The sequence below is a fragment of the Mesorhizobium sp. M1163 genome, assembly GCF_040318415.1.
Lineage (GTDB): Bacteria > Pseudomonadota > Alphaproteobacteria > Rhizobiales > Rhizobiaceae > Mesorhizobium.
Window position 1 is genome coordinate 189662 of the sequence record NZ_JAMYMF010000006.1, and the last position, 20153, is coordinate 209814.

The following is a 20153-nucleotide window of genomic DNA, read 5'->3' on the forward strand; positions in this document are numbered from 1 at the left end:
GTCATCTTCCCTCCCGCAGAAATATTCTGTTAACCCTAACGGAGAGTTAAGAAACGCCGACTCAGAAGCCGGAGACCAGGGAATGCCTGTCGAACTCGTCGAGAAAAAATTGAACAATGCGCTGCCGGTCCATCTGGTGGCGAAGGATGCACAGGCGGCGGCGGGCCTTGCGCCATCCTCGGTCGCCTGGGCCAAGGCCAACGGCTTTTCCGGCGAGGCCGGCAGGACGCTGGTTGTGCCTGGCGATAACGGTGCGATTGCCGGAGCCCTGTTCGGCACCGGCGACGCCGAGGGCGCAATGGCCGTCGGGGCACTGGCGAGAGCCTTGCCCGAAGGCGACTGGCGTCTTGCGTCCGCACCGGCCAAGCCGGAGCTTACGGCACTCGCGCTGGCGCTCGGCGGCTATGTTTTCACCCGCTATGGCAAGAAGCCTGGAAGGACGCTTCGCTTCGCGCTGCCGTCCGGCGCCGACGCTGCTCGCGTCAGACGCATCGCCGATGGCGTTTTCCTGGCACGCGACCTGGTCAACACGCCGACCAGCGATATGGGTCCCGGCCAGCTGGAGAATGCCGCCCGGACCTTGGCCGCGACGCACAAGGCTGAAATATCGGTGACCAAGGGCGACGATCTTCTCGCCGCCAACTTTCCGATGATTCATGCCGTCGGTCGCGCTTCGGCCGACGCGCCGCGCCTGATCGACATGATTTGGGGGCCGAAGAATGCCCCCAAGATAACGCTGGTCGGCAAGGGCGTCTGCTTCGACACAGGCGGCCTCGACATCAAGCCGTCCTCGGGCATGCTTTTGATGAAGAAGGACATGGGCGGCGCTGCCAACGTGCTGGGCCTCGCTTCCATGATCATGGCCGCCGGGCTGAAGGTCCAGCTGCGCGTGCTCATCCCCGCTGTCGAGAATTCGATAGCCGGCAACGCCTTCCGTCCAGGCGATGTGCTGGTGAGCCGCAAAGGCATCACCGTCGAAATCGGCAACACCGACGCTGAAGGGCGGCTGGTCCTCGCCGACGCCTTAGCCTTGGCCGACGACGAGGAGCCGCAGATGCTGGTCGATATGGCAACACTGACAGGCGCTGCCCGTGTTGCGCTCGGCCCCGACCTGCCGCCCTTCTACACCGGTGACGAGGCGCTTGCATCCGAGCTGGCGGACGCCTCCGTTGCGGTCGAGGATCCGCTATGGCGCATGCCGTTTTGGAAGCCCTATGACGCCAAGCTGGCGTCGAAAATTGCCGATATCAACAACGTCACGTCGGATGGTCTCGCCGGCTCGATCACCGCGGCGCTATTCCTGAAGCGCTTCGTCCAAAAGACCGCCAGCTGGGCGCATTTCGACATCTTCGCCTGGAACCCGTCGGACCGTCCGCACGGCCTTGCCGGCGGCGAGGCGCAAGGCATCCGGGCGCTGGAGCGTGTCATTTCGAACCGCTTCGGCGGATGATGTCTCGGCATAGCCGACGAAGGTGTTGACTGAAACGGAACCGAAACAATTTTCCGTCATGCTGGACGGATGTCGATTATCATGCGTCCAAGTCAGGCCTTGCGACTGTGGCAGCAGGTGGTGCTGTCGCAGGTGCGCGACGACGCACCCGATCTCACCATGCGCCAGACGGCGATCCTGTTCACCATCTATCTCGATCCGCCGCCGCACACGGTGCGCGGTCTGGCTGCCCGCCTCAATGTCACCAAGCCGGTGATCACCCGTGCGCTCGACACGATGGGGGCGCTGAAGTTGGTGTCGCGCCACCGCGACGAGCTCGACAAGCGCAACGTGCTGGTCAGGCGCACAGTCGAAGGTGCGCTCTTTGTCGAACGCTTCGGCGATGTTATCATTGCCAGAGCCCAAGAGCTGCCGATTTGACCAAATTGTCCATTTGAACGAGTTGCCGATTTGACCGCCAGGGATGCCCGCCTCCATGCCTTCCGCTCCGATCTCGCCGATGCCAGGCTGAGAGGCGAGGTCGCCGCCGACCGGTTCGTCGCCGGCCGGCCGGCTCGCATCACCGCTTCCGTGGCCGACATCCGCAAGGCGCCACGGCCGAATGCCGGTGTCAACACACAGCTTCTGTTCGGCGATGACATTCTCCTCTTCGAGGACGCAGAAGGCTGGGCCTGGATCCAGGGCGAATGCGACGGCTATGTCGGCTATGTCGCCGACACGGCGTTGGGCGCTCGGGACCATGCGCCGACCCATATCGTTTCGGTGCCGCGCACCTTTCTCTATCCAGGACCCGACTTGCGCTTTCCGGTGAGCGGGCAATTGTCGATGGGATCATTGGTGACGGTGACGGGCTCAGCCGAAACACGCGGCACGCATTATGCGCTGTTGCCGTCCGGTCAAGCGGTCATCTCGGGTCATCTCAGGCCTGTCGCCGAGGCGGCCGCCGACTACGTTGCTGTTGCCGAGAGCTTTCTCGGCACGCCTTATTTGTGGGGCGGCGCCTCGGGCTTCGGCATCGACTGTTCCGGTCTCGTGCAATTGGCGATGCGCATGGCCGGCAGGCAGGTGCTGCGCGATTCCGACATGCAGGCGGCAACCATCGGCGAGCCGCTCGTTCCGGGGCCGGACTTTTGCGGGCTTCAGCGCGGCGACCTGGTGTTCTGGAAAGGCCACGTCGCTATCATGACCGACGCCGAGACGATAATCCACGCCAATGGCCACACCATGCTGGTATCGCGTGAAGGACTGAGCGAAGCGATCGCCCGTATCGGCTATCTCTATGGCGGTCCGACGGGGTTTCGCCGGCCGTAACGCGAATCGATCACCTTTTGTTCTGATTCTGCTTGGCGATCGCGCGCCGCCGCGCTACCTCTGACGCGTGACAGAGCAGCCGCGCCTTGCCGAACAGAAAGCCGCCGTCGTCCTGCCCGAGCCATTCGTCAAATGGTTTGCGGAAAAAGGCTGGTCGCCGCGCGCCCATCAGATCGAATTGCTGGCCAAGGCTCAGGGCGGGCAGTCGGTATTGCTGATCGCCCCGACCGGCGCCGGCAAGACGCTGGCCGGGTTCTTGCCATCGCTGACCGAACTGGCCGGCCGGCCAAGGAGAAGGCCGGGGCAGGCGCATCGCGGCATCCACACGCTGTACATCTCGCCGTTGAAGGCGCTGGCCGTCGACATCGAGCGCAATCTCGGCAAACCCGTCGAAGAGATCGGGCTGTCGGTTACTGTCGAGACGCGCACCGGCGATACGCCCGCACACAAGCGCCAGCGGCAGAAGCTGGCGCCGCCCGACATTCTGCTGACCACGCCCGAGCAATTGGCGCTGCTGATTGCCGCGCCCGACGCCAGGCGCTTCTTCGAGGACCTGCGCTATGTCGTACTCGACGAACTGCATTCGCTGGTGACCTCGAAGCGTGGGCATCTTCTGTCGCTTGGCCTGGCCCGGCTGCGCTCGTTTGTGCCCGCCCTGCAGATGATCGGCCTGTCGGCGACGGTCGCCGAGCCCGACGAATTGCGGCGCTGGCTGGTCAGCCAGAATCCACCGGGGCCGATGGCCGAACTGATCGTCGTTACTGGCGGCGCCAAGCCCGAGATCTCCATTCTCGATTCGGAGGAGCGCGTGCCGTGGGCGGGACATTCGGCCCGCTACGCAACGCCGGAGATCTACAACGAGATCAAGCGCCACAAGACAACCCTGCTGTTCGTCAACACGCGCAGCCAGGCGGAGCTGCTGTTCCAGGAGTTGTGGCGGGTCAACGAGGACACCTTGCCGATCGCGCTACACCATGGCTCGCTCGACGTCGCCCAGCGCCGGCGCGTCGAGAAAGCGATGGGCGAGAACGCCTTGCGTGCCATCGTCGCCACCTCGACGCTCGACCTCGGCATCGACTGGGGCGACGTCGACCTGGTTGTCCATGTCGGCGCGCCGAAAGGTGCCAGTCGGCTGGCACAGCGCATCGGTCGGGCCAACCACCGTATGGACGAGCCGTCGAAGGCGATCCTGATCCCGGCCAATCGCTTCGAGGTGCTGGAATGCAGGGCGGCGCTCGACGCCAATTATCTGGGCGCCCAGGATACGCCGCCGCTGGTCAATGGCGGGCTCGACGTGCTGGCGCAGCACGTGCTGGGCTGCGCCTGCGGTGCGCCGTTCCAGGCCGATGCGCTGTTCGAGGAAGTGCGAACGGCAGCACCCTATGCCGATCTCGACCGGCCGACATTCGATCGCGTCATCGATTTCGTCGCCACCGGCGGCTATGCGCTGAAGAACTACGAACGCTACGCCCGTATTCGTCTCAACAAGGACGGGCTGTGGCGGGTGTCCAATCCTCGCGTCGCTCAGCAATACCGGCTGAATGTCGGCACCATCATTGAAGTGCCGGCGCTCAACGTGCGCTACGTCCAGGCCGGCAGCAGAGGCGCGGCTTCGCGTGGCGGTCGGGTTCTTGGCAAGATCGAGGAGGCGTTCCTCGAAACGCTGACGCACGGCGACACCTTCATGTTCGCCGGCAAGGTGCTGCGCTTCGAGGGCATCCGCGAGAGTGAGTGCTTCGTCTCGAACGCGCCGGGCAGCGACGCCAAGGTGCCGTACTATGGCGGCGGCAAATTCCCACTTTCGACGTACCTAGCCGAACAGGTGCGCGCCATGCTGGACGATCCGCAGCGCTGGAAGAAGCTGCCGGAGCAGGTCGCCGACTGGCTACGTTTCCAGGCCGACAAGTCGGTGCTGCCGAAACGCGACGATCTGCTGATCGAGACCTTTCCGCGCGGCAACCGCTACTACCTGGTGGCCTATCCGTTCGAGGGCAGGCTGGCGCACCAGACGCTGGGCATGCTGCTGACCCGCCGCCTCGACAGGGCGGGAGCCAGGCCGCTCGGCTTCGTAGCCACCGATTATGCGCTTGCCATATGGTCGCTGGCCGATATGGGTCACATGTTCAGGGCGAAGAAACCGTCGCTGGCTGCGCTCTTCGATCAAGATATGCTGGGCGACGACCTCGAAGCCTGGCTCGCCGGCAGCTGGCTGTTGAAGCGCACCTTTCGCAATTGCGCGCTGATCTCGGGATTGATCGAGAAACGCCACCCGGGCCAGGAGAAGAGCGGCCGCCAGGTGACCGTGTCGACCGACCTCATCTACGACGTGCTCCGCAGCCATGAGCCCGACCACATCCTTTTGCAGGCGACGCGGGCCGATGCCGCGACCGGTCTGCTGGATGTCAGCAGACTTGCCGAGATGCTCTCGCGCGTCCAGGGTCGAATCATGCATAAGAATCTCGAGCAGATATCGCCGCTCGCCGTGCCGATCATGCTTGAGATCGGCAAGATGCCGGTGCACGGCGAGGCCGATGAGACGCTGCTGATGGATGCAGCCACGCTGGTCGAGGAGGCCATGGGGACGAAATGACTGTGGCGCTGGCAATGGCTGCGACTCTGGCGGATACGGGCGCCGTCCGTATCGCTGGCGAACGCGCGATCTGCGACCGCCGCGGCGTGCTCTATTTTCCCGAATTCCGGCTTCTGGCCGTATCCGACCTGCATCTGGAAAAAGGCTCCTCACTGGCCAGGCGCGGCACGCTGGTTCCGCCTTACGATACCGGCGCCACGCTGCTCCGGCTGCAGACGGTGATTGCCGATTATCAGCCTGCGATCGTCATCAGCCTGGGCGACAGTTTTCACGATGGCGGCGGCGCCGCGCGCATGCACGCAAGCTTTCGCGAAAGGCTGGAAGGGCTGATGGTTGGGCGCGACTGGTTCTGGGTCGCCGGCAATCATGACCCGGAAGCACCGGCCGACCTGCCGGGCGACACCGTGCGCGAGCTGGCCATCGGCTCTCTGCTCTTCCGGCACGAGCCTTCGGCGGTAAGGGTGGAGGGCGAGATATCAGGCCATCTGCATCCTTGCGCCCGCATCGTCCAGCAAGGCCGTTCGGTGCGGCGGCGCTGCTTTGCCGGCGATGGCGGCCGCATGATCATGCCGGCCTTCGGCGCCTACACCGGTTCGCTCAATCTCCTTGACCGCGCCTATGCCGGGCTGTTCCGCCGCGAAACGCTGATGGCCTATATGCTTGGCACTGAGCGTATCTTCGCGATTTCCCACTCGATGCTCAGGCCGGGCTGAGCTGCCCTATCGTCCGTAATAGAGGGTAACAGTGTGCTTGGCCTCGGCGAAGAACAGCCAGCGCTCCACCAGCATGCCGGCGAGTTGGGTGATTGCTGCGAGTATCGACAGTGCCGCCGCAAAGGGCCACGGCAAGGCAAACGCCGCAATCAGCAGCAAAGCGGGCAAGGCAAAGGCCAGAGCCTGGGTGATCAGCCGCAGCTTTGCGCTGTGCTTGCGTGCGATGCGAAAGCCCATTTCCTTGAGCAGATAGTTTTCCTCGGTATGCGGCCATTCCATCGACCGCACCGTGCCGCCGGAAAGCCCGGTTGCGGTGTTGGCATTGGTCGGGATCTCCAGCCTATCATTGTATCGCCAGGTCGCCAGCTTCAAACCCCAGCCGAGCACGGCCAGCAATAGGGCAGCCGCGAGAATGGTATTCGAGCCGACGGCAAAAACCCGCAGCAGCGCGTTGAGCAGGACGCTGCCGGTCATTGCCGAAAAGATCAAATAGCCGGGCAGGGTGAAGCGGCTGTGCCATTGGGCGATCGGCTTCAACGAAGCATAGATCATGCCGGTGGTGCAGACGGTGACGACCGCTCCGATGGCAGCCAGCAGCCCGGCGACAGCCACCCAGCCGCTCGTACGGCCGAGGACCACCCAGCCAATTCCGAACAGTCCCGCCGGCACGAAGGTCGCGACCGACGCAACGCCTTCGCGGGACAGCCATGAGCTTCGCCATTGCGAAAAGGCGCGCCAGGCGCGTTCGGGCCGGCCGAGATGGCCGGCCGAGGACAGCAGGCCTGCCGAGATCAGGCCGAGCGACAGCCCCATGCCGGTGAGGCCAAGCCAGAAATCGGGCGGGATAAAGCCCTGTCCGGCCAACACGCCAAGCAGCGCGAGCAGGCCGTAACCGGCGCCCGTGGCGGTGGTGAAAAAGACGACGGAGAAGGCTGGATGCATGAAGGCGCGGATCAGTTCGAAAGCATGCGGTCGACCCAGCCAAGGAAACCGCCTTCGGCTCGCACCGGCTGGAGCGCCTGTGCCGGCACCGATGCGGCGCGATTGGTGTGGGCGCGTGGCGGCAGATATTTGTTGGTCGGCCTGTAGCCCATCTCCGGCATCAGGTCGACACCGCCGCGCTCCGCCACCAGTTGCGAGATAGCCGATGCCGGATCACCCAGATCGCCGAAATGCCGCGCGCTGGTCGGGCAGGCGGCAACGCAGGCCGGCACGCGGTCTTCCTCCGCCAGATTGTCGTTATAGATGCGGTCGACGCACAGCGTACATTTCTTCATCACGCCGACATCCGTGTCGAATTCGCGCGCGCCGTAGGGGCAGGCCCAGCTGCACAATTTACAGCCGATGCATTTGTCCTCGTCGACCAGCACGATGCCATCCGACGCCCGTTTGTAGGAGGCGCCGGTCGGGCAGACCGTGACGCACGCCGGTGTCTCGCAGTGCAGGCAGGAGCGCGGGAAATTGACCGTGCGCCCACCCATCTCGGTCATGTGCTCATAACTGTGCACGCGGTTGAACCAGACGCCGTCGACATTGCCGCCATAGGGGTCGATGTCGGTTAGCGGCGCCATATGGCCGCCGGTGTTCCATTCCTTGCAGGCGGTGACGCAGGCCTGGCAACCAACGCAGGTGTCGAGGTCGATGACCAGCCCGAGCTTTTTGTCGGTGTGGGCGGGAAGGCAAGTCATTCGGCAGCTTCTCTCTCCCGACGGAATTCGGCGCCGAAACTGAGCTTGTCGGGCGAGGGCTCGAAGTGTGGCGGCTGCCGGAACCGCTCGAATTGCGGCTCGGTGAAGCCAGCTTCCTCGGCCGCGCATTTGACGATGCGCACGCGCAGGTCGAACCATGCCGCCTGGCCGGTGACAGGATCGGAATTCGAATAGCGTTTGCCATTCGCATCGGCAGAGGTCTGGTCGCCGATGATGTGGTTGAGCAGGAAGCCGCGATTGGATTCGGCCGCGTCATCCTTGAGCCCCCAGCTGCCGCGCCGTTTGCCGATCGCGTTCCAGGTCCACACCGTATCGGCGTTGACGCCGTCGACCAGCTTGATCTGTCCTTTGACCTTGCCGTTGATGCTCTCGATCCACACCCAGTCGTCATCGACAAGCCCGAGGCCGGCGGCGGTCCGATTATGCACGAACAGCCGGTTCTGGCTGGTGATCTGCCTTAGCCACGCATTCTGCGCGCCCCAGGAATGGTACATGTGCATCGGCCGCTGCGTCAGCGCGTGGAGCGGATAGGCTTGGCTATCGACCGCAGCCTCTTCGAAGGGCGCGTACCAGAACGGCAGCGGATTCATATAGGTCTCGATACGGCTGCGCTCCGCCTCCGGCGGCAGCACCCCGCCATGGCCGCGCGCCGCAAGGCGAAAGCGCTGCATCGGCTCGGAATAGAGTTGGAAGACGATCGGCTCGGCCTGCGGGATGAAGCCCATGCTCTCGGCGAATTCGAGATACGAGCGGTTGGCCATCTTGTAGTAGCGCTGATCGGCGGCGAAATCCTGGTGCCAGAAGCCGCCATTATCGACGTAGCGCTGCAACTGGTCGGGATTGACGTCGCCCTTGCCGACCGAAGCCCCGTCCTTGCCGCGCCAGCCGGCGAGCGGACCGACACCTGGCGTGCGCTCGTGATTGACGATGTAGTCGGCATAGTCGCGGTATTTGGCGGAACCATCGTCGTCGACGAAGCCGGGCAGGCTGAGCCGCGCGCCGAGTTCGATCAGCACCGTCTGGAACGGCCTGACGTCGCGATCCGGCTCGACGACGGGATGGCGGATGGCGTCGCCCGGCCCGTCGGCGTGGCTGATCGGCCGGTCAAGCAGACTGATACAGTCATGACGCTCGAGATAGGTCGTGTCCGGCAGCACCAGATCGGCAAAAGGTACGGTCTCGGAATAATAAGCGTCGGAGTAGATGATGAACGGGATCCTGTACTCACCCGACGCATCAATATCGGTCAGCATGGCCATCGTCTCGACGGTGTTCATCGACGAGTTCCAAGCCATGTTGGACATGTACATGAACAGAGTGTCGATCGTGTAGGGATCGCCGGCCCATGCATTGCGGATAACCGTGTGCATGAGCCCGTGTGCGGCCAGCGGCGCGTCCCAGGAGTAGGCCTTGTCGATACGGATCGGTTTGCCGCCTTCGTCGATCAGCAGATCCTCCGGTCCGCAGACGAAGCCGAGCGGCATGCCGTCCAGTGGCGTCATCGGCTTCACATTCTTGCCGGCGGGCTTCGGCCCCGGCGGTGCAGACCGCGGATAAGGCGGTTTGAAGCGAAAGCCGCCCGGCACGTCCACGGTGCCGAGAAGCACCTGAAGCAGATGGATGGCGCGGCAAGAGTGAAAACCGTTCGAATGGGCCGAGATGCCGCGCATCGCATGCATCGACACCGGCCGGCCCTTGATGGTCTCGTGCCGGCGGCCAGCCCAGTCCGTCCAGGCCACCGGCAATTCGATTTGCTGTTCGAAGGCGACATGAGCGAGTTCGGCGGCGATCCTGCGGATGGTGTCGGCGGAGATGCCGCACCGGTCAGTGACCGCCTCGGGTGAATAGCTCTCGTCCAGATACCGGTCGGCGACGAGTTGGAAGACCGGCACGCAACGGCGGCCGTCGACGAGAAAGCTGCCGGTCAGTGCGGGCTTCGCGCCGGCGTCACTGGCATTGACTGGCATCTTCGCCACCCTGTCCCAAGCCAGCGGATTGCCGTCGCCGTCGCGCATGAACAGCCCATCATCGGCAGCACCAGGCTCTTGAATGACGAAAAGATGGGCGTTGGTGTAGCGCAAGAGGTAGTCGAGATCGACACGGCCGGCCTTCAGCAATTCGTGGATGAGTGCAAACACGAACAGGCCGTCGGTGCCGGGCCGGATGCCGATCCAATCATCGGCAATCGCGTTGTAGCCGGTGCGGCAGGGATTGATCGAGACCACCTTGGCGCCGCGTGCCTTGAGCTTGCCGAGACCGATCTTGATCGGATTGGAATCATGATCCTCGGCAACCCCGAACAGCATGAAGTATTTGGTGTTGTCCCAGTCGGGCTCGCCGAACTCCCAGAACGAGCCCCCGATCGTGTAGAGGCCGCCGGCCGCCATATTGACCGAGCAGAAGCCGCCATGGGCGGCAAAGTTCGGCGTGCCGAACTGGCTCGCCCACCAGCCGGTCAGCGATTGCGACTGGTCGCGCCCGGTGAAGAAGGCGAGTTTCTTCGGATCGGTTCGGCGGATATTCGAAAGCCGCTTCGTCGCGATCGACAAAGCTTCCTCCCACTCGATCTCGCGGAACTCACCCGAGCCGCGCGGGCCGGTGCGTAGCAGCGGCTTCTTCAGCCGGGCCGGGCTGTAGTGCTGCATGATGCCGGCGCTGCCCTTGCCGCACAACACGCCGCGGTTGACCGGATGGTCCTTGTTGCCGTTGATGTAGCGGACTTTGCCGTCTTTGATGTGGACGTCGATGCCGCAGCGGCAGGCGCACATATAGCAGGTGGTCTTGGCAATGCTGTCGGAGACATCAGGCGAAGTATCGACGCCGTCACCTTCGGCGGGCGCGCGCGTATCGGCAAGCGGTCGTTGGGATGGTGCTGAGTTGGCGCCGCGTAGCGGTTTGTTGGTCATGATCCGGCGATGTTTTTGCGTTCCGCGGCCTTGGCTCTCGTCTTCGGGCCTGGGCCGCGCATGTAATGCTGTTCCGGACGATAGCGTTCACCGACGAACCGCCACCGCAGGCTGCGGGACCAGTGCGTGAACACGGATTTGAACAGCCTCACCAAATTTCTACCCTCGACTGTCCTGGCGCGACTTTTTTCCGATTTCGGGCCAAAATTTAGAACAAAGCAATCGATCTGTCTAACAACTTGTTCTTGTAATTCCAATAGGAGTTGCTTCTTAATGCTGGCATGACTCTGGACCAATTGCGGATCTTCGTCGCCGTCGCCGAACGGGCGCACATGACCAAAGCGGCCGAGTTGTTAGGCATTTCACAGTCGGCCGCGTCCGCCGCCATCCGCTCGCTCGAACAGCAACACGGCGTCCAGTTGTTCAACCGAGTGGGCCGCAATATCGAGCTCGCCGAGACCGGACGCCGATTCTTGCCGGAGGCCAAGGCGGTTCTCGAGCGGGCTGCGGCCGCCCACAATGTGCTGGAGCATGTCTCGCAGACGATATCAGGCAGTCTCTCGATCGCTGCCAGCCAGACCATCGCCAGTTATTGGCTGCCGCGCCGGCTCGCTTCTTTCCACGAAGCCTATCCTGCCGTCCGGCTGAGCGTGAGCATTGGCAACACCAGGCAGGTCGAGACCAATGTACTTGATGGCGCAGCCGATTTCGGCCTGGTCGAGGGGCGCACCGAATCCGACATTTTGCGGCGTGCCAAGGTCGATATAGATCGCATGATGCTGGTCGTGGCGCGCTCGCACCCTGAGATCGCGGAAGTTTCGCCTGGACATCCCGACCTTGGCGGGCTTCGCTGGATCATTCGCGAAGGCGGGTCGGGCACGCGCGAGGCGCTGGAGGACCTTGCCCGACGCGACGGGATTTCGTTCGCGGACCTACAGATATTCCTGGTATTGCCGAGCAATGAGGCTATTCGCCAGGCGGTCGAGGCCGGCGCCGGCGCCACCATCATTTCGGAACTCGTCGTCGCGCGCGCGGTCGCCGAAGGCAGTCTGCGTTCCGTGCCGATCGATCTGCCGAAGCGCGAATTTGCCATGATCACGCATCGCGACCGGCAGCCAAGCCTGGCCCAGATGGGGCTCAAGGCGCATCTCGGCGGCAAAGCTGAGAGAGCCGCGCCGCTTTAAGCCGATCAGGCGAACTTCCGCTGTGCGTCGAGCGCCAGCCCGAGCCCGACTGAGCCGAACACATCGCCTTCGATAACCGACGCCTGCGGCACCAGAGCCAGGATCTGCTGCCTGGCCAGCGGGATCGCGGTCGATCCGCCGGTCAGGAACACCGCCGTGATGTCGGAGGGCTTCACCTGCGCGTCGCGGACGGTCTGCTTGACGGTACCTGCAACGCGCTCAATATCCCGAGCGATAGTGGCTTCGAGACCTTCGCGCGTGATCTCTGCCGTGAACCTCACCTCCGGTAGCGCGACCTCGATATCGGCCGACGATCGGTCCGTCAGCTCGATCTTGGCCCTTTCGACCAGCGCCGCCAGCGCGTGGCCGTAACGATGCTCGACGATATGGATGAAGCGCTCGACCAGGTCTGCGCGCTCCGCCTCGTAGCGGATCTGGCGCAGATGCGTCATCGCCCTTGCGGTGTAGACCAGGTTGATGCGCTGCCATGTTGCCAGGTCGATGAAGTAGCTCGCCGGCAGATTGCGCTTGCCGTCCTTGGTTGACGTCAGATAGCCGAGCTGAGGCATCACATGGGCGATGCTCAGCAGCCGATCGAAGTCGGTGCCGCCGATGTGGATGCCGCGGCTGGCCAGGATATCGTCTTTGCGGTCGAGCGAGCGGGCGCGCTCGGGCGAGACCCGCACAATCGAGAAATCGGACGTGCCGCCGCCCATGTCGATGATCAGCGCCAGTTCCTCGCGCGTCACCTTCTGTTCGTAGTCGAGTGCCGCCGCGATCGGCTCGAATTGGAACGCGATGTGCTTGAAACCCTGAGCGCGAGCGGCGTTTTCGAGTTCTTGCTCCGCCTTGGCGTCGGCCTCGACATCGTCGTCGACGAACTGTACCGGCCGTCCGAGCACGACGCTTTCGACTGTGTCGAGGGCGTTTTCTTCGAGCTTCTTTTTCAGGTGGCCGACAAATAGGCCGACAATTTCCATGAAGCCGATCGAGCGCGCCTTGATGCGCGTCTTTTCGTGAGCGAGCGAGCTGCCGAGAACGCTCTTCAGCGAGCGCATCAGGCGGCCTTCGATACTGTCCGTATAGTTGGCGATGGCGCGTCGCCCGAAATAGGTGCGGTTGTCCTCGAAATTGAAGAACACCGCACTGGGCAGAGTGACTTGGCCGTCTTCCAAGGCCACCAGCCGCGGCTGCCCGTTCCTGACCACGCTCACGGTGGAATTCGAAGTGCCGAAGTCGATACCGGCAAATGCTGGTCGCATCGTGCGTTCCTATATTCTGATTTGGGGAGCAGCAGCTCGTGCCCGGTCGGACCGGGGATCGCGGTCTAGCCCATACCCTCGGAAAGGGAAACCACTTTTACGAGAGTTCAGTCTTTCCTGAAGACAAGTCTTCCGAGCCAGCCTGTCAGCATGGCCAGCGATACGGCAAAGACACCGTAGAGGAAGGAGTAGTCGTGGGCGACGCGGAAGATCGACTGTTCGAAACCGGACTTGCGGATTTCGAGCTGGGCGGAGCTTTCCTTGATGAACAGGCCGCTCTTGAACAGGAAGGCGCGCGCCTTGTGGGTGCCGACCGGAACGTTGGGAGCGAGCCTGACGGTGGCGCGGAACAGGTTCTGCGACAGGAACTGCACACCGCCGACATTCTCGCTGTAGAGGCCTGTTGCCGCCTTGCGCTCGCGCAGCGCGGCGGTGAACTCCTCGATTGTCGCCGGGCTGTCCTCGGCGTCGGCCGGCTGCAAATAGAGGTTGGAGGCGCCAAGCGACAGCTGCTTGTAGCTGTTCGGATCGGTGACGTCCTGCAGCGGCCGCGTCGTCGCCACCGAATAGGAGACAGGTACGTTTTCGAAGGTCTCCGACTCCAGATTGACCCAGACGCCGAGCACCCGGTCCTTGCGGCGCACGACGACCGGTCGGGCCGGGCCTTCCAGCACAACGATCACGTCGTAGCGCCCTTGCCGTGCGACAAGCGGATCGGCATTTTCCAGCGATCCGAAGATAGTCAGGTCGGCGCCGGAAAAGCCGGCGGTAATCGAGACATTGTCGGTGGAAAGGCCGATCTGGATGTTTTCGGTTAGTGGCGTCTGTGCCTTGGCCGCTGACGCCGCGGCCAGCAGCGACAGCAAGGCGGCGGCCGCGAGCGTCCTCAAGCCAGCCATCAGCTCAGGCCCACGCCGGACAGCGAATAGAGATTGGGAGGCGTGACGAAAAGATCGATGGCGAGCCGGATGGCGACCGCCAGCACAAGCAGCGCCAGCAGCGCCCTGAGTTGTTCGCCCCGCAGCCTCTGACCGGCCTTGGCGCCATATTGTGCGCCGGCGACGCCGCCTGCCATCAACAGGAAGGCGAGCATGACGTCGACCGTCTGGTTGGTGGTGGCGTGGACCAGCGTGGTGTAAGCCGAGGTGAAGATGATCTGGAACAGCGAGGTGCCGATGACGACGTTGGTCGGCACTTTCAAAAGGTAGATCAGGGCCGGCACCATGATGAAGCCGCCGCCGACGCCCATGATCGACGATAGGAAGCCAATCGCCGCGCCCAGCCCAAGCACCGGAATGACGCTGACGAAGAGCTTCGAGGCCCTGAACCGCATCTTCAGCGGCAGGCGGTGGATCCAGTTGTGCTGGCCGGATTTCTTCAACACCGGTGCGGCGCCGCTGCGGGTGACGCGCAGCGCATTGATACTCTCGACCAGCATCAGCCCGCCGACAGTGCCGAGCAGCACGACGTAGAGCAGCGAGATGAACAGATCGAGCTGGCCGAGTCGGCGCAGGAACGCAAAGACATAGATGCCGCCGGTCGAGCCGACGATGCCGCCGGCCAAAAGCACGCCGCCGAGCTTGAAGTCGAGCGTGCCGCGCTTCATGTGCGACAGGGCGCCGGAGAAGGAGGAAGCGATGACCTGGTTGGCGCCGGTGGCGACCGCAATCGCGGGCGGTATGTTGTAGAAGATCAGCAGCGGCGTGATGAGAAAGCCGCCGCCCACGCCGAACATGCCCGACAGGAAACCCACCGCTGCGCCCATGGCCAGCAGCACGAAGACGTTAACGGAAATTTCCGCGATCGGGAGATAGATGCCCACCCGTCAGTCTCGATCAGTTTGCCTCCTGGCGAATGCAACCGTTGCGGGCATTTTGCGTCAGAAGGCTATCTCGTTCTTGCGCCGGCCGGGCGGTGAAGTCAAACTTCGTCGCACCGCCGAAACAAAAAACAACTCAATCAGTTAACAGGCAAATCTGTGGCAAGGGCGTCGCGGAAACGACGCATCCGCCGTTATTTGCGCGCGAGCAACGCCTTGACCAGCTTTTCGTCGATCGCGCCGGTTGCCTTCATGTCGTTGTCGGTCTGGAAGGCCATGATCGCGTTCTTGGTTTTCCGGCCCATCATGCCGTCGGGATTGCCGGCCTCGTAGCCGTTCTTGTTGAGGATGCGCTGGATGTTCTGGACCGCTTTCTTCATGTCGATGCCGGCCGTCGTCTGCGGTGTGCCGTCCTGCCACGATTCAGGAATGTCGGCCGAATTGGCGGCTGGATCGAGCGGCTTGGCCTTCCACAGCTCGGCCGCGGCACGCGTACGCTCCATCTGCTCGGGTCTCAGGGCTTTGGCGATCTCGTCGCGCTTGGCCGCCGCATCCTTGTCGCCGGTCTTGGCGACGAGCGCGAACCATTTGTAGCTCTCCTCGAGGTTCTGCTTCATGCCGACGCCCTTCGCCGCAAGGATGCCGAGATTGAACTGGCTGTCCTTGACGCCGAGGTCCGCCGCCGCCTGGAACCAGCGCGCTGCCGATTCATTGTCGGTCACGCCATCCGCCGCCATCGCAAACAGCACGGCCAGATTGTGCATGGCGCTGGCGTTGCCCTGCTCTGCGGCAAGCTGGTACCAGGTCTTCGCTTTTTTGATGTCGCGTGCGACGCCGATGCCCTTCTCGTAGAAATTGCCGATGCGGTATTCTGCCGGTGCGAAACCGAGATCGGCAGCTTTCTCGTACCATTTGGCCGCCGCTGCCATGTCTTCCTTGACGCCGCGCGACTCGGCGTAGCGCGAGCCGATCTCGAACAGTGCCTTGGCGTCGCCGCCGGCCGCTGCATCGCGCAGGGCGGCCGGACCAACACCGGCCGGAACCTCGATCTTGGCAACGCTTGCCGCGGCAGCATCTGCCGGCGGCACCGTGCCCGTCGTGTCCTGCGTCGCAGCTGTGGTGGTAGCAGGCGCGGCAGCCATTGGCTCGGCGTCGCTGGCCGTCGCCGCTGCCGGTGCGGGCACTGCGGCCGTGGCGTCTGGCGCCGCCATGTCAGGGGCTGCCGCGAGGGCTGTCGATGCCTCGGTTGCCGGTGTGGCGGGGCCGGTTTGCGCCGCCGTGTCGTCCTTGGTCGTCGCTGCGGACGGCTCTGCCTGCCTGACGATGGAGGACGGCGCGCTATCCTGCGCTGCCGTCTGCGCGTCCGCCTTCGGTTCGCTGGCAACGCTGGCCAATGCAGTCTCCACCGGCTGTGCGGCCACAGCCGGCGCCGCGTCATTGTTGGCGACTTCGACCGGATCGGAGAAGAAGGCTTTGCCCAGTTGCAGGCCGGCAAGCGCCAGCATGATGGCAATTGCCCCCATCAGGATCGGCTTGCGCCGCGCCTTGAGCAGGTCGCCTATCCTGAGCGCCTTGACCGGGCCTTTCATCGTCGACTGGCGCTTAAGGGCGTCCGCCTCGGCGGCCGCCGCTTGCGCAGCCCGTCTGGCTGCCGCGATGAAGTCCGATTTCGCCGCTTCGGCGCCGCCTTCGCGGGCCGGCTGCCCGCGCTCCTCGCGCACACGTTTCATGATGGCGCTGAGGTCGGGGGCGCCGGAGCCGGGTTCCAATGGCCGATTGGCGACCTTGGGGTCGAGCGGCTCGTCGAGATCGACGCTCGGTATTTCGACGCTCGACGCCGAGCCGGCAAGCGGCGGCATCTCGGCCTCCTTCTTGCCCTTCAAGGCGCGTGCCAGCCCGCCTAACATCGATTTCCTGCCGCCGCCCTGCTCGGTTTTTTCATGCGTCGTGTCTGAACCGAGGGCCGCCAGGGCGGCTGCCGCGGCCGCCTCGGCCGGGGTACGCGGACCTGGCTCGTCGCGCACGAGCGCCGCGGCGCGGCCGTCGAGATCGGCCATGTTGCCCGTTAACGGCAGCGGCTGGTCGATGTCCATCGACGGTGCGTCCTGCACCGAGATCTTGGATGCCCGGCCGAAGCGTTTGCTCAACTCTGCGCTTGCCGGTTCGCCGGTCTCCAGTGAACCTAGCCTGTCAACAATCTTGAGCAGCGTGTCGTGGATAGCCTCGAACGTCCTTGAATTGCGCTCGTCCGAACGGCGCGTCAGCGCCTCGAGCGTCTTCAGGTCCTGGGCGAGGCCGGTAACGGCCGCCGTGTTGGCGCTTGATCCGGCCAGCGAGCGGACGGCGCTCTCGGCCGCCTCGCGCGCCGCGCCGAGGATGGAATCGCGGGTTCCGGCCAGCGACTTCTCGATCTCGTTGAGGCGCGGGCTGATGTCGTCGAATTCCGGCAGCGGCGTGCCGGGCTTGGAAAGATGCGCCGTCAGGCCCGCGACCTGCGCTTCGAGGCTGCGGATCAACGCCGGGTCGATGCTGGCGACCTGTGCCGCGGACGAATCCAGCCGGCTTGAAATGTCTTCGAGCCGGCTCTCCAGGCCACGGATCGCCGCCTCGCTGGCGGGATCTGGAACGCGCGTCTCCATCCGCTTGGCCAGCGCGGTGAAGCGGGCGTCGATGGCATCCATGATGCCGGCGCTGTCGACCTGCGGCATGCGCTGATCCAGCCTGTCGGCGACTTCGTCCAACCGGCGCTCAAGGTCGCGAAACAGCATGTTGCCTTGTTCGATGGCGTCGCCCTGGCGACGTTCCATCATGCTGGACAGCACATCGAAGCGCTGCTCGAGCCCCTGGAAGATGTAGTCGGCGTCGGGCATGGCAGGTGCATGGTCGATCTTGTCGGCGATAAGCGCGACTTGCCTGGCAAGGCGCTCCATAGCTTGTTCCGGCAGATTGGCTCGGCCGGCCAGCTCATCCACGCGGCTCGACAATGTGTTGAGACGGTCGATGACCTCCCGGCCCGGACGATCCTGCGACACTTCTTCGATTTGCTGGGCCAGTGAATCGATCCGCTTCTCGATGCGTTCGAAGGGCTCGGGGTCGAACGAATTGGCTTGCGCGGCAACCGTCGAGGCGACGATCGCGCGGGAAATCTCGTCGAGCCGCTCGTCGATCTGACTGAATGTGTCGCTGCCGCGATTGTCCTGCTGGCGGGCGAAATGGTCGACCGCTCCGGCAAGCATGCGGACCTTTTCCTCCAGCGAGCGCAGCGACAGCGATTCCGGCAGATTGCTGACGGCATTGCTGATCTGTTCGAGCCGCTCGGTCAGCGCCGACAGGCCGGGCGCGTCGGAGCGCTTGCGCTGATCGGCGTCGACGCGGTCCTCGAAGGCGCTCCAGCGGCGGTCGAAATCGTCCCAGCGGCGGCCCACTGCCTGCACGCTCTCCTCGCGCGCCAGCGCATCGAGAGCTGCCTTGACCTGCTCAAGCTCGAGCCGCAACATATTGACGCTTCTGTCGTCGCTTTTTTCGGCCAGCGTCTGGATGGCGCCGGAAAGCCGCTCGAATTCGACGCCGAGTTCGGCGCTGCCCTTGCCGCCGCCATTTGACTGGTAGGCTCGCTCGATATTCTTGCGCAGTGCGTCGAACTCGCGTTGCAGGCCGGAGGTCATCTGCTGGCGAAGCTCTTCGCGCAGGCCGCGCAATTCGCCAGCGATCTTGCCGGCTAGGGCGACGCCGTCCTCCTGGCCGCGCACCCGGTCAATATCGCGGGCGATCGCCTGGTAGTTCTGGTCGACGGCCGCCGCTGGACCTTTCGGCCGCTGCGCGTCGCGTGGGTCCTCGTACCGGCGCTGCTGGCCATAGGGTTGGGCACTAGGATAGCGCGGTTCTGCCGCTGGTCGGCGTGGACCGGGATGGCTTGCAGTCTCCTCGCGCGTCCGCTCCAGTCGCTGCTCCAGCGTTTCCAGGGAACGGTTGAGCTCTTCAAGCGTCGTGTGCGGCCTGCGCTGCCTGCCGGCGTTGAGTGTATCGAGGTAGGACCGCTTGCTGTTCATCAATGCGCCCGTTTCAGAATTGCTGGCTTTCACCAGGTTCCCAAAGTCCTGCCGGGACGAACGCGACTGCTTGGCTTGTTGCAGTGGAAGACGAGCTTCCCGGGTCTTACCCGCGCTCCGAAAAACCGTGAAAAATTCAATACAGGATAAACACGGGTAACCGACATGCGCACATTTCGCCCCAACGTGGTAAACAACGCGTTAACCAAGCTTAAGAAGTTGCAACTTTGTCGACTGGCTGCGGACGGCGCCGGGTGTTTTTTTGGACACACAAAAGACGCTGTAGAATTTTGATCAGCCGCATGATCGCTCCCGAAATCGGCCAGGACTTTTAGGTTATCCACCGGCGCTGCGGCATAAAGTTCCAAGCCCAGAACGCTCTTGCGTCGTAAGGCGGCTATCGATATAGCATTGACGTAAACGTAAACGAGCGGATTACGCCGTTTGCGATTTGTTTGTTGAAACCACGAGTGGAAGCACGCCCCCGCTTTCACTCAGGCGACGCAAGGTCCGCGACCGCGACGCCACCAGACGGGGAAAGCCAGTGACCATGAAACTTATTTCGCCCGGCCAAGCCGCGGCCAATACCAACGATATGTCGAGCGAAGCCGGTGAAGAGCTTGTCCGCATCGGCGAAATGGCCAAGAAATACGGAGTGACGCTGCGCACGCTGCGTTTCTATGAGGACAAGGGTCTACTCAACCCGCAGCGTGACGGCTCAACCCGTCTCTATACACGCCGCGACAGGGCCCGGCTGAAACTGATCTTGCTCGGCCGCAAGGTCGGGTTCTCGCTGCGTGACGTCAAGCAGATGATGGACCTCTACGATCCGAACGGCTCCAACACCAAGCAGTTGCGGTTGGCGCTCGACAAGTCGGAGAAGCAGCTTGCCCGCCTGCAGAAGCAGCGGGCGTTGATCGATGACGCCATCAGCGAACTGAGTGCCTCGATGTCGACCGTCCGGCAAATGCTGATCGAGCGCTCGGCGCCGCAGGCCAGCGTGGCGAGCTAAACTAAACCTGCCGATTTCTGACGAATGAGAACCGGGGGGGGGGGGGGGGGGGGGGGGGGGGGGGGGGGGGGGGGGGGGCGCGGGGGGGGGGGGGGGGGGGGCGGGCGGGAGCGAGTGGCGCCACCGCAAGGAGCTCGTCGAAGTATCA

General features: G+C 63.8%; 14 protein-coding genes. 7 read left to right on the forward strand and 7 right to left on the reverse strand.

The annotated features are described in order from the left end of the window. The first annotated feature begins 82 nt into the window (after positions 1–82). The 5 genes from NKH43_RS08580 to pdeM all read left to right on the forward strand — a co-directional run bounded on the left by NKH43_RS08580 (position 83) and on the right by pdeM (position 6064). A complete protein-coding gene (locus NKH43_RS08580) occupies positions 83–1450 on the forward strand; it encodes a leucyl aminopeptidase family protein (RefSeq protein WP_352857476.1) in 1368 nt (455 codons plus the stop codon). 69 nt (positions 1451–1519) lie between these two features. Then, positions 1520–1870: a MarR family winged helix-turn-helix transcriptional regulator gene (locus NKH43_RS08585; protein ID WP_023719526.1), complete on the forward strand. Its 351-nt coding sequence runs from the start codon at positions 1520–1522 to the stop codon at positions 1868–1870. A 30-nt stretch (positions 1871–1900) separates the two neighbouring features. Further along, on the forward strand, positions 1901–2761 hold the full coding sequence (locus NKH43_RS08590; protein WP_352857478.1) for a C40 family peptidase: 861 nt from the start codon (positions 1901–1903) through the stop codon (positions 2759–2761). A gap of 67 nt (positions 2762–2828) precedes the next feature. Further along, complete coding sequence (locus NKH43_RS08595) at positions 2829–5351, forward strand: ligase-associated DNA damage response DEXH box helicase (protein WP_352857480.1); 2523 nt, start codon at positions 2829–2831, stop codon at positions 5349–5351. Between the two features lie 14 nt (positions 5352–5365). Continuing rightward, entirely contained in the window at positions 5366–6064 is a 699-nt protein-coding gene (gene pdeM, locus NKH43_RS08600) for a ligase-associated DNA damage response endonuclease PdeM (protein ID WP_502895892.1), read from the forward strand. Between the two features lie 6 nt (positions 6065–6070). On the opposite strand, the gene NKH43_RS08605 is transcribed toward pdeM, so the two are convergent. From NKH43_RS08605 to NKH43_RS08615, 3 genes are read right to left on the reverse strand one after another with little or no spacing between them, the layout of a single operon-like run. Then, a complete protein-coding gene (locus tag NKH43_RS08605) occupies positions 6071–7006 on the reverse strand; it encodes a dimethyl sulfoxide reductase anchor subunit family protein (protein WP_352857482.1) in 936 nt (311 codons plus the stop codon). Positions 7007–7017: 11 nt separating this feature from the next. Beyond that, positions 7018–7752, reverse strand: a complete 735-nt coding sequence (locus NKH43_RS08610) for a 4Fe-4S dicluster domain-containing protein (RefSeq protein ID WP_352857484.1) — start codon at positions 7750–7752, stop codon at positions 7018–7020. Beyond that, positions 7749–10679, reverse strand: coding sequence for a molybdopterin oxidoreductase family protein (locus tag NKH43_RS08615; RefSeq protein ID WP_352857486.1), 2931 nt, complete (start codon positions 10677–10679; stop codon positions 7749–7751). Before NKH43_RS08615 ends, NKH43_RS08610 begins: the two co-directional genes overlap by 4 nt. Before the next feature lie 281 nt (positions 10680–10960). On the opposite strand from NKH43_RS08615, the gene NKH43_RS08620 reads away from it, so the two are divergent. Continuing rightward, a complete protein-coding gene (locus NKH43_RS08620; protein ID WP_352857488.1) occupies positions 10961–11863 on the forward strand; it encodes a LysR substrate-binding domain-containing protein in 903 nt (300 codons plus the stop codon). Positions 11864–11868: 5 nt separating this feature from the next. Here NKH43_RS08620 and NKH43_RS08625 read toward each other — a convergent pair whose 3' ends face one another. The 4 genes from NKH43_RS08625 to NKH43_RS08640 form a co-directional block, all read right to left on the reverse strand. Beyond that, positions 11869–13125, reverse strand: a complete 1257-nt coding sequence (locus NKH43_RS08625) for an Hsp70 family protein (RefSeq protein ID WP_352857490.1) — start codon at positions 13123–13125, stop codon at positions 11869–11871. A 107-nt stretch (positions 13126–13232) separates the two neighbouring features. Next, positions 13233–14024 (reverse strand): TIGR02186 family protein, encoded by a 792-nt coding sequence (locus NKH43_RS08630; RefSeq protein WP_023719516.1) that lies wholly within the window; start codon positions 14022–14024, stop codon positions 13233–13235. Then, positions 14024–14947 (reverse strand): sulfite exporter TauE/SafE family protein, encoded by a 924-nt coding sequence (locus NKH43_RS08635; RefSeq protein ID WP_023719515.1) that lies wholly within the window; start codon positions 14945–14947, stop codon positions 14024–14026. Before NKH43_RS08635 ends, NKH43_RS08630 begins: the two co-directional genes overlap by 1 nt. A 191-nt stretch (positions 14948–15138) precedes the next feature. After that, complete coding sequence (locus NKH43_RS08640) at positions 15139–18993, reverse strand: peptidoglycan-binding protein (RefSeq protein ID WP_352857491.1); 3855 nt, start codon at positions 18991–18993, stop codon at positions 15139–15141. 550 nt (positions 18994–19543) lie between these two features. Between NKH43_RS08640 and NKH43_RS08645 the strand changes: the two genes are divergently transcribed. After that, positions 19544–20005, forward strand: a complete 462-nt coding sequence (locus NKH43_RS08645; RefSeq protein WP_023719513.1) for a MerR family transcriptional regulator — start codon at positions 19544–19546, stop codon at positions 20003–20005. Positions 20006–20153 lie beyond the last annotated feature (148 nt).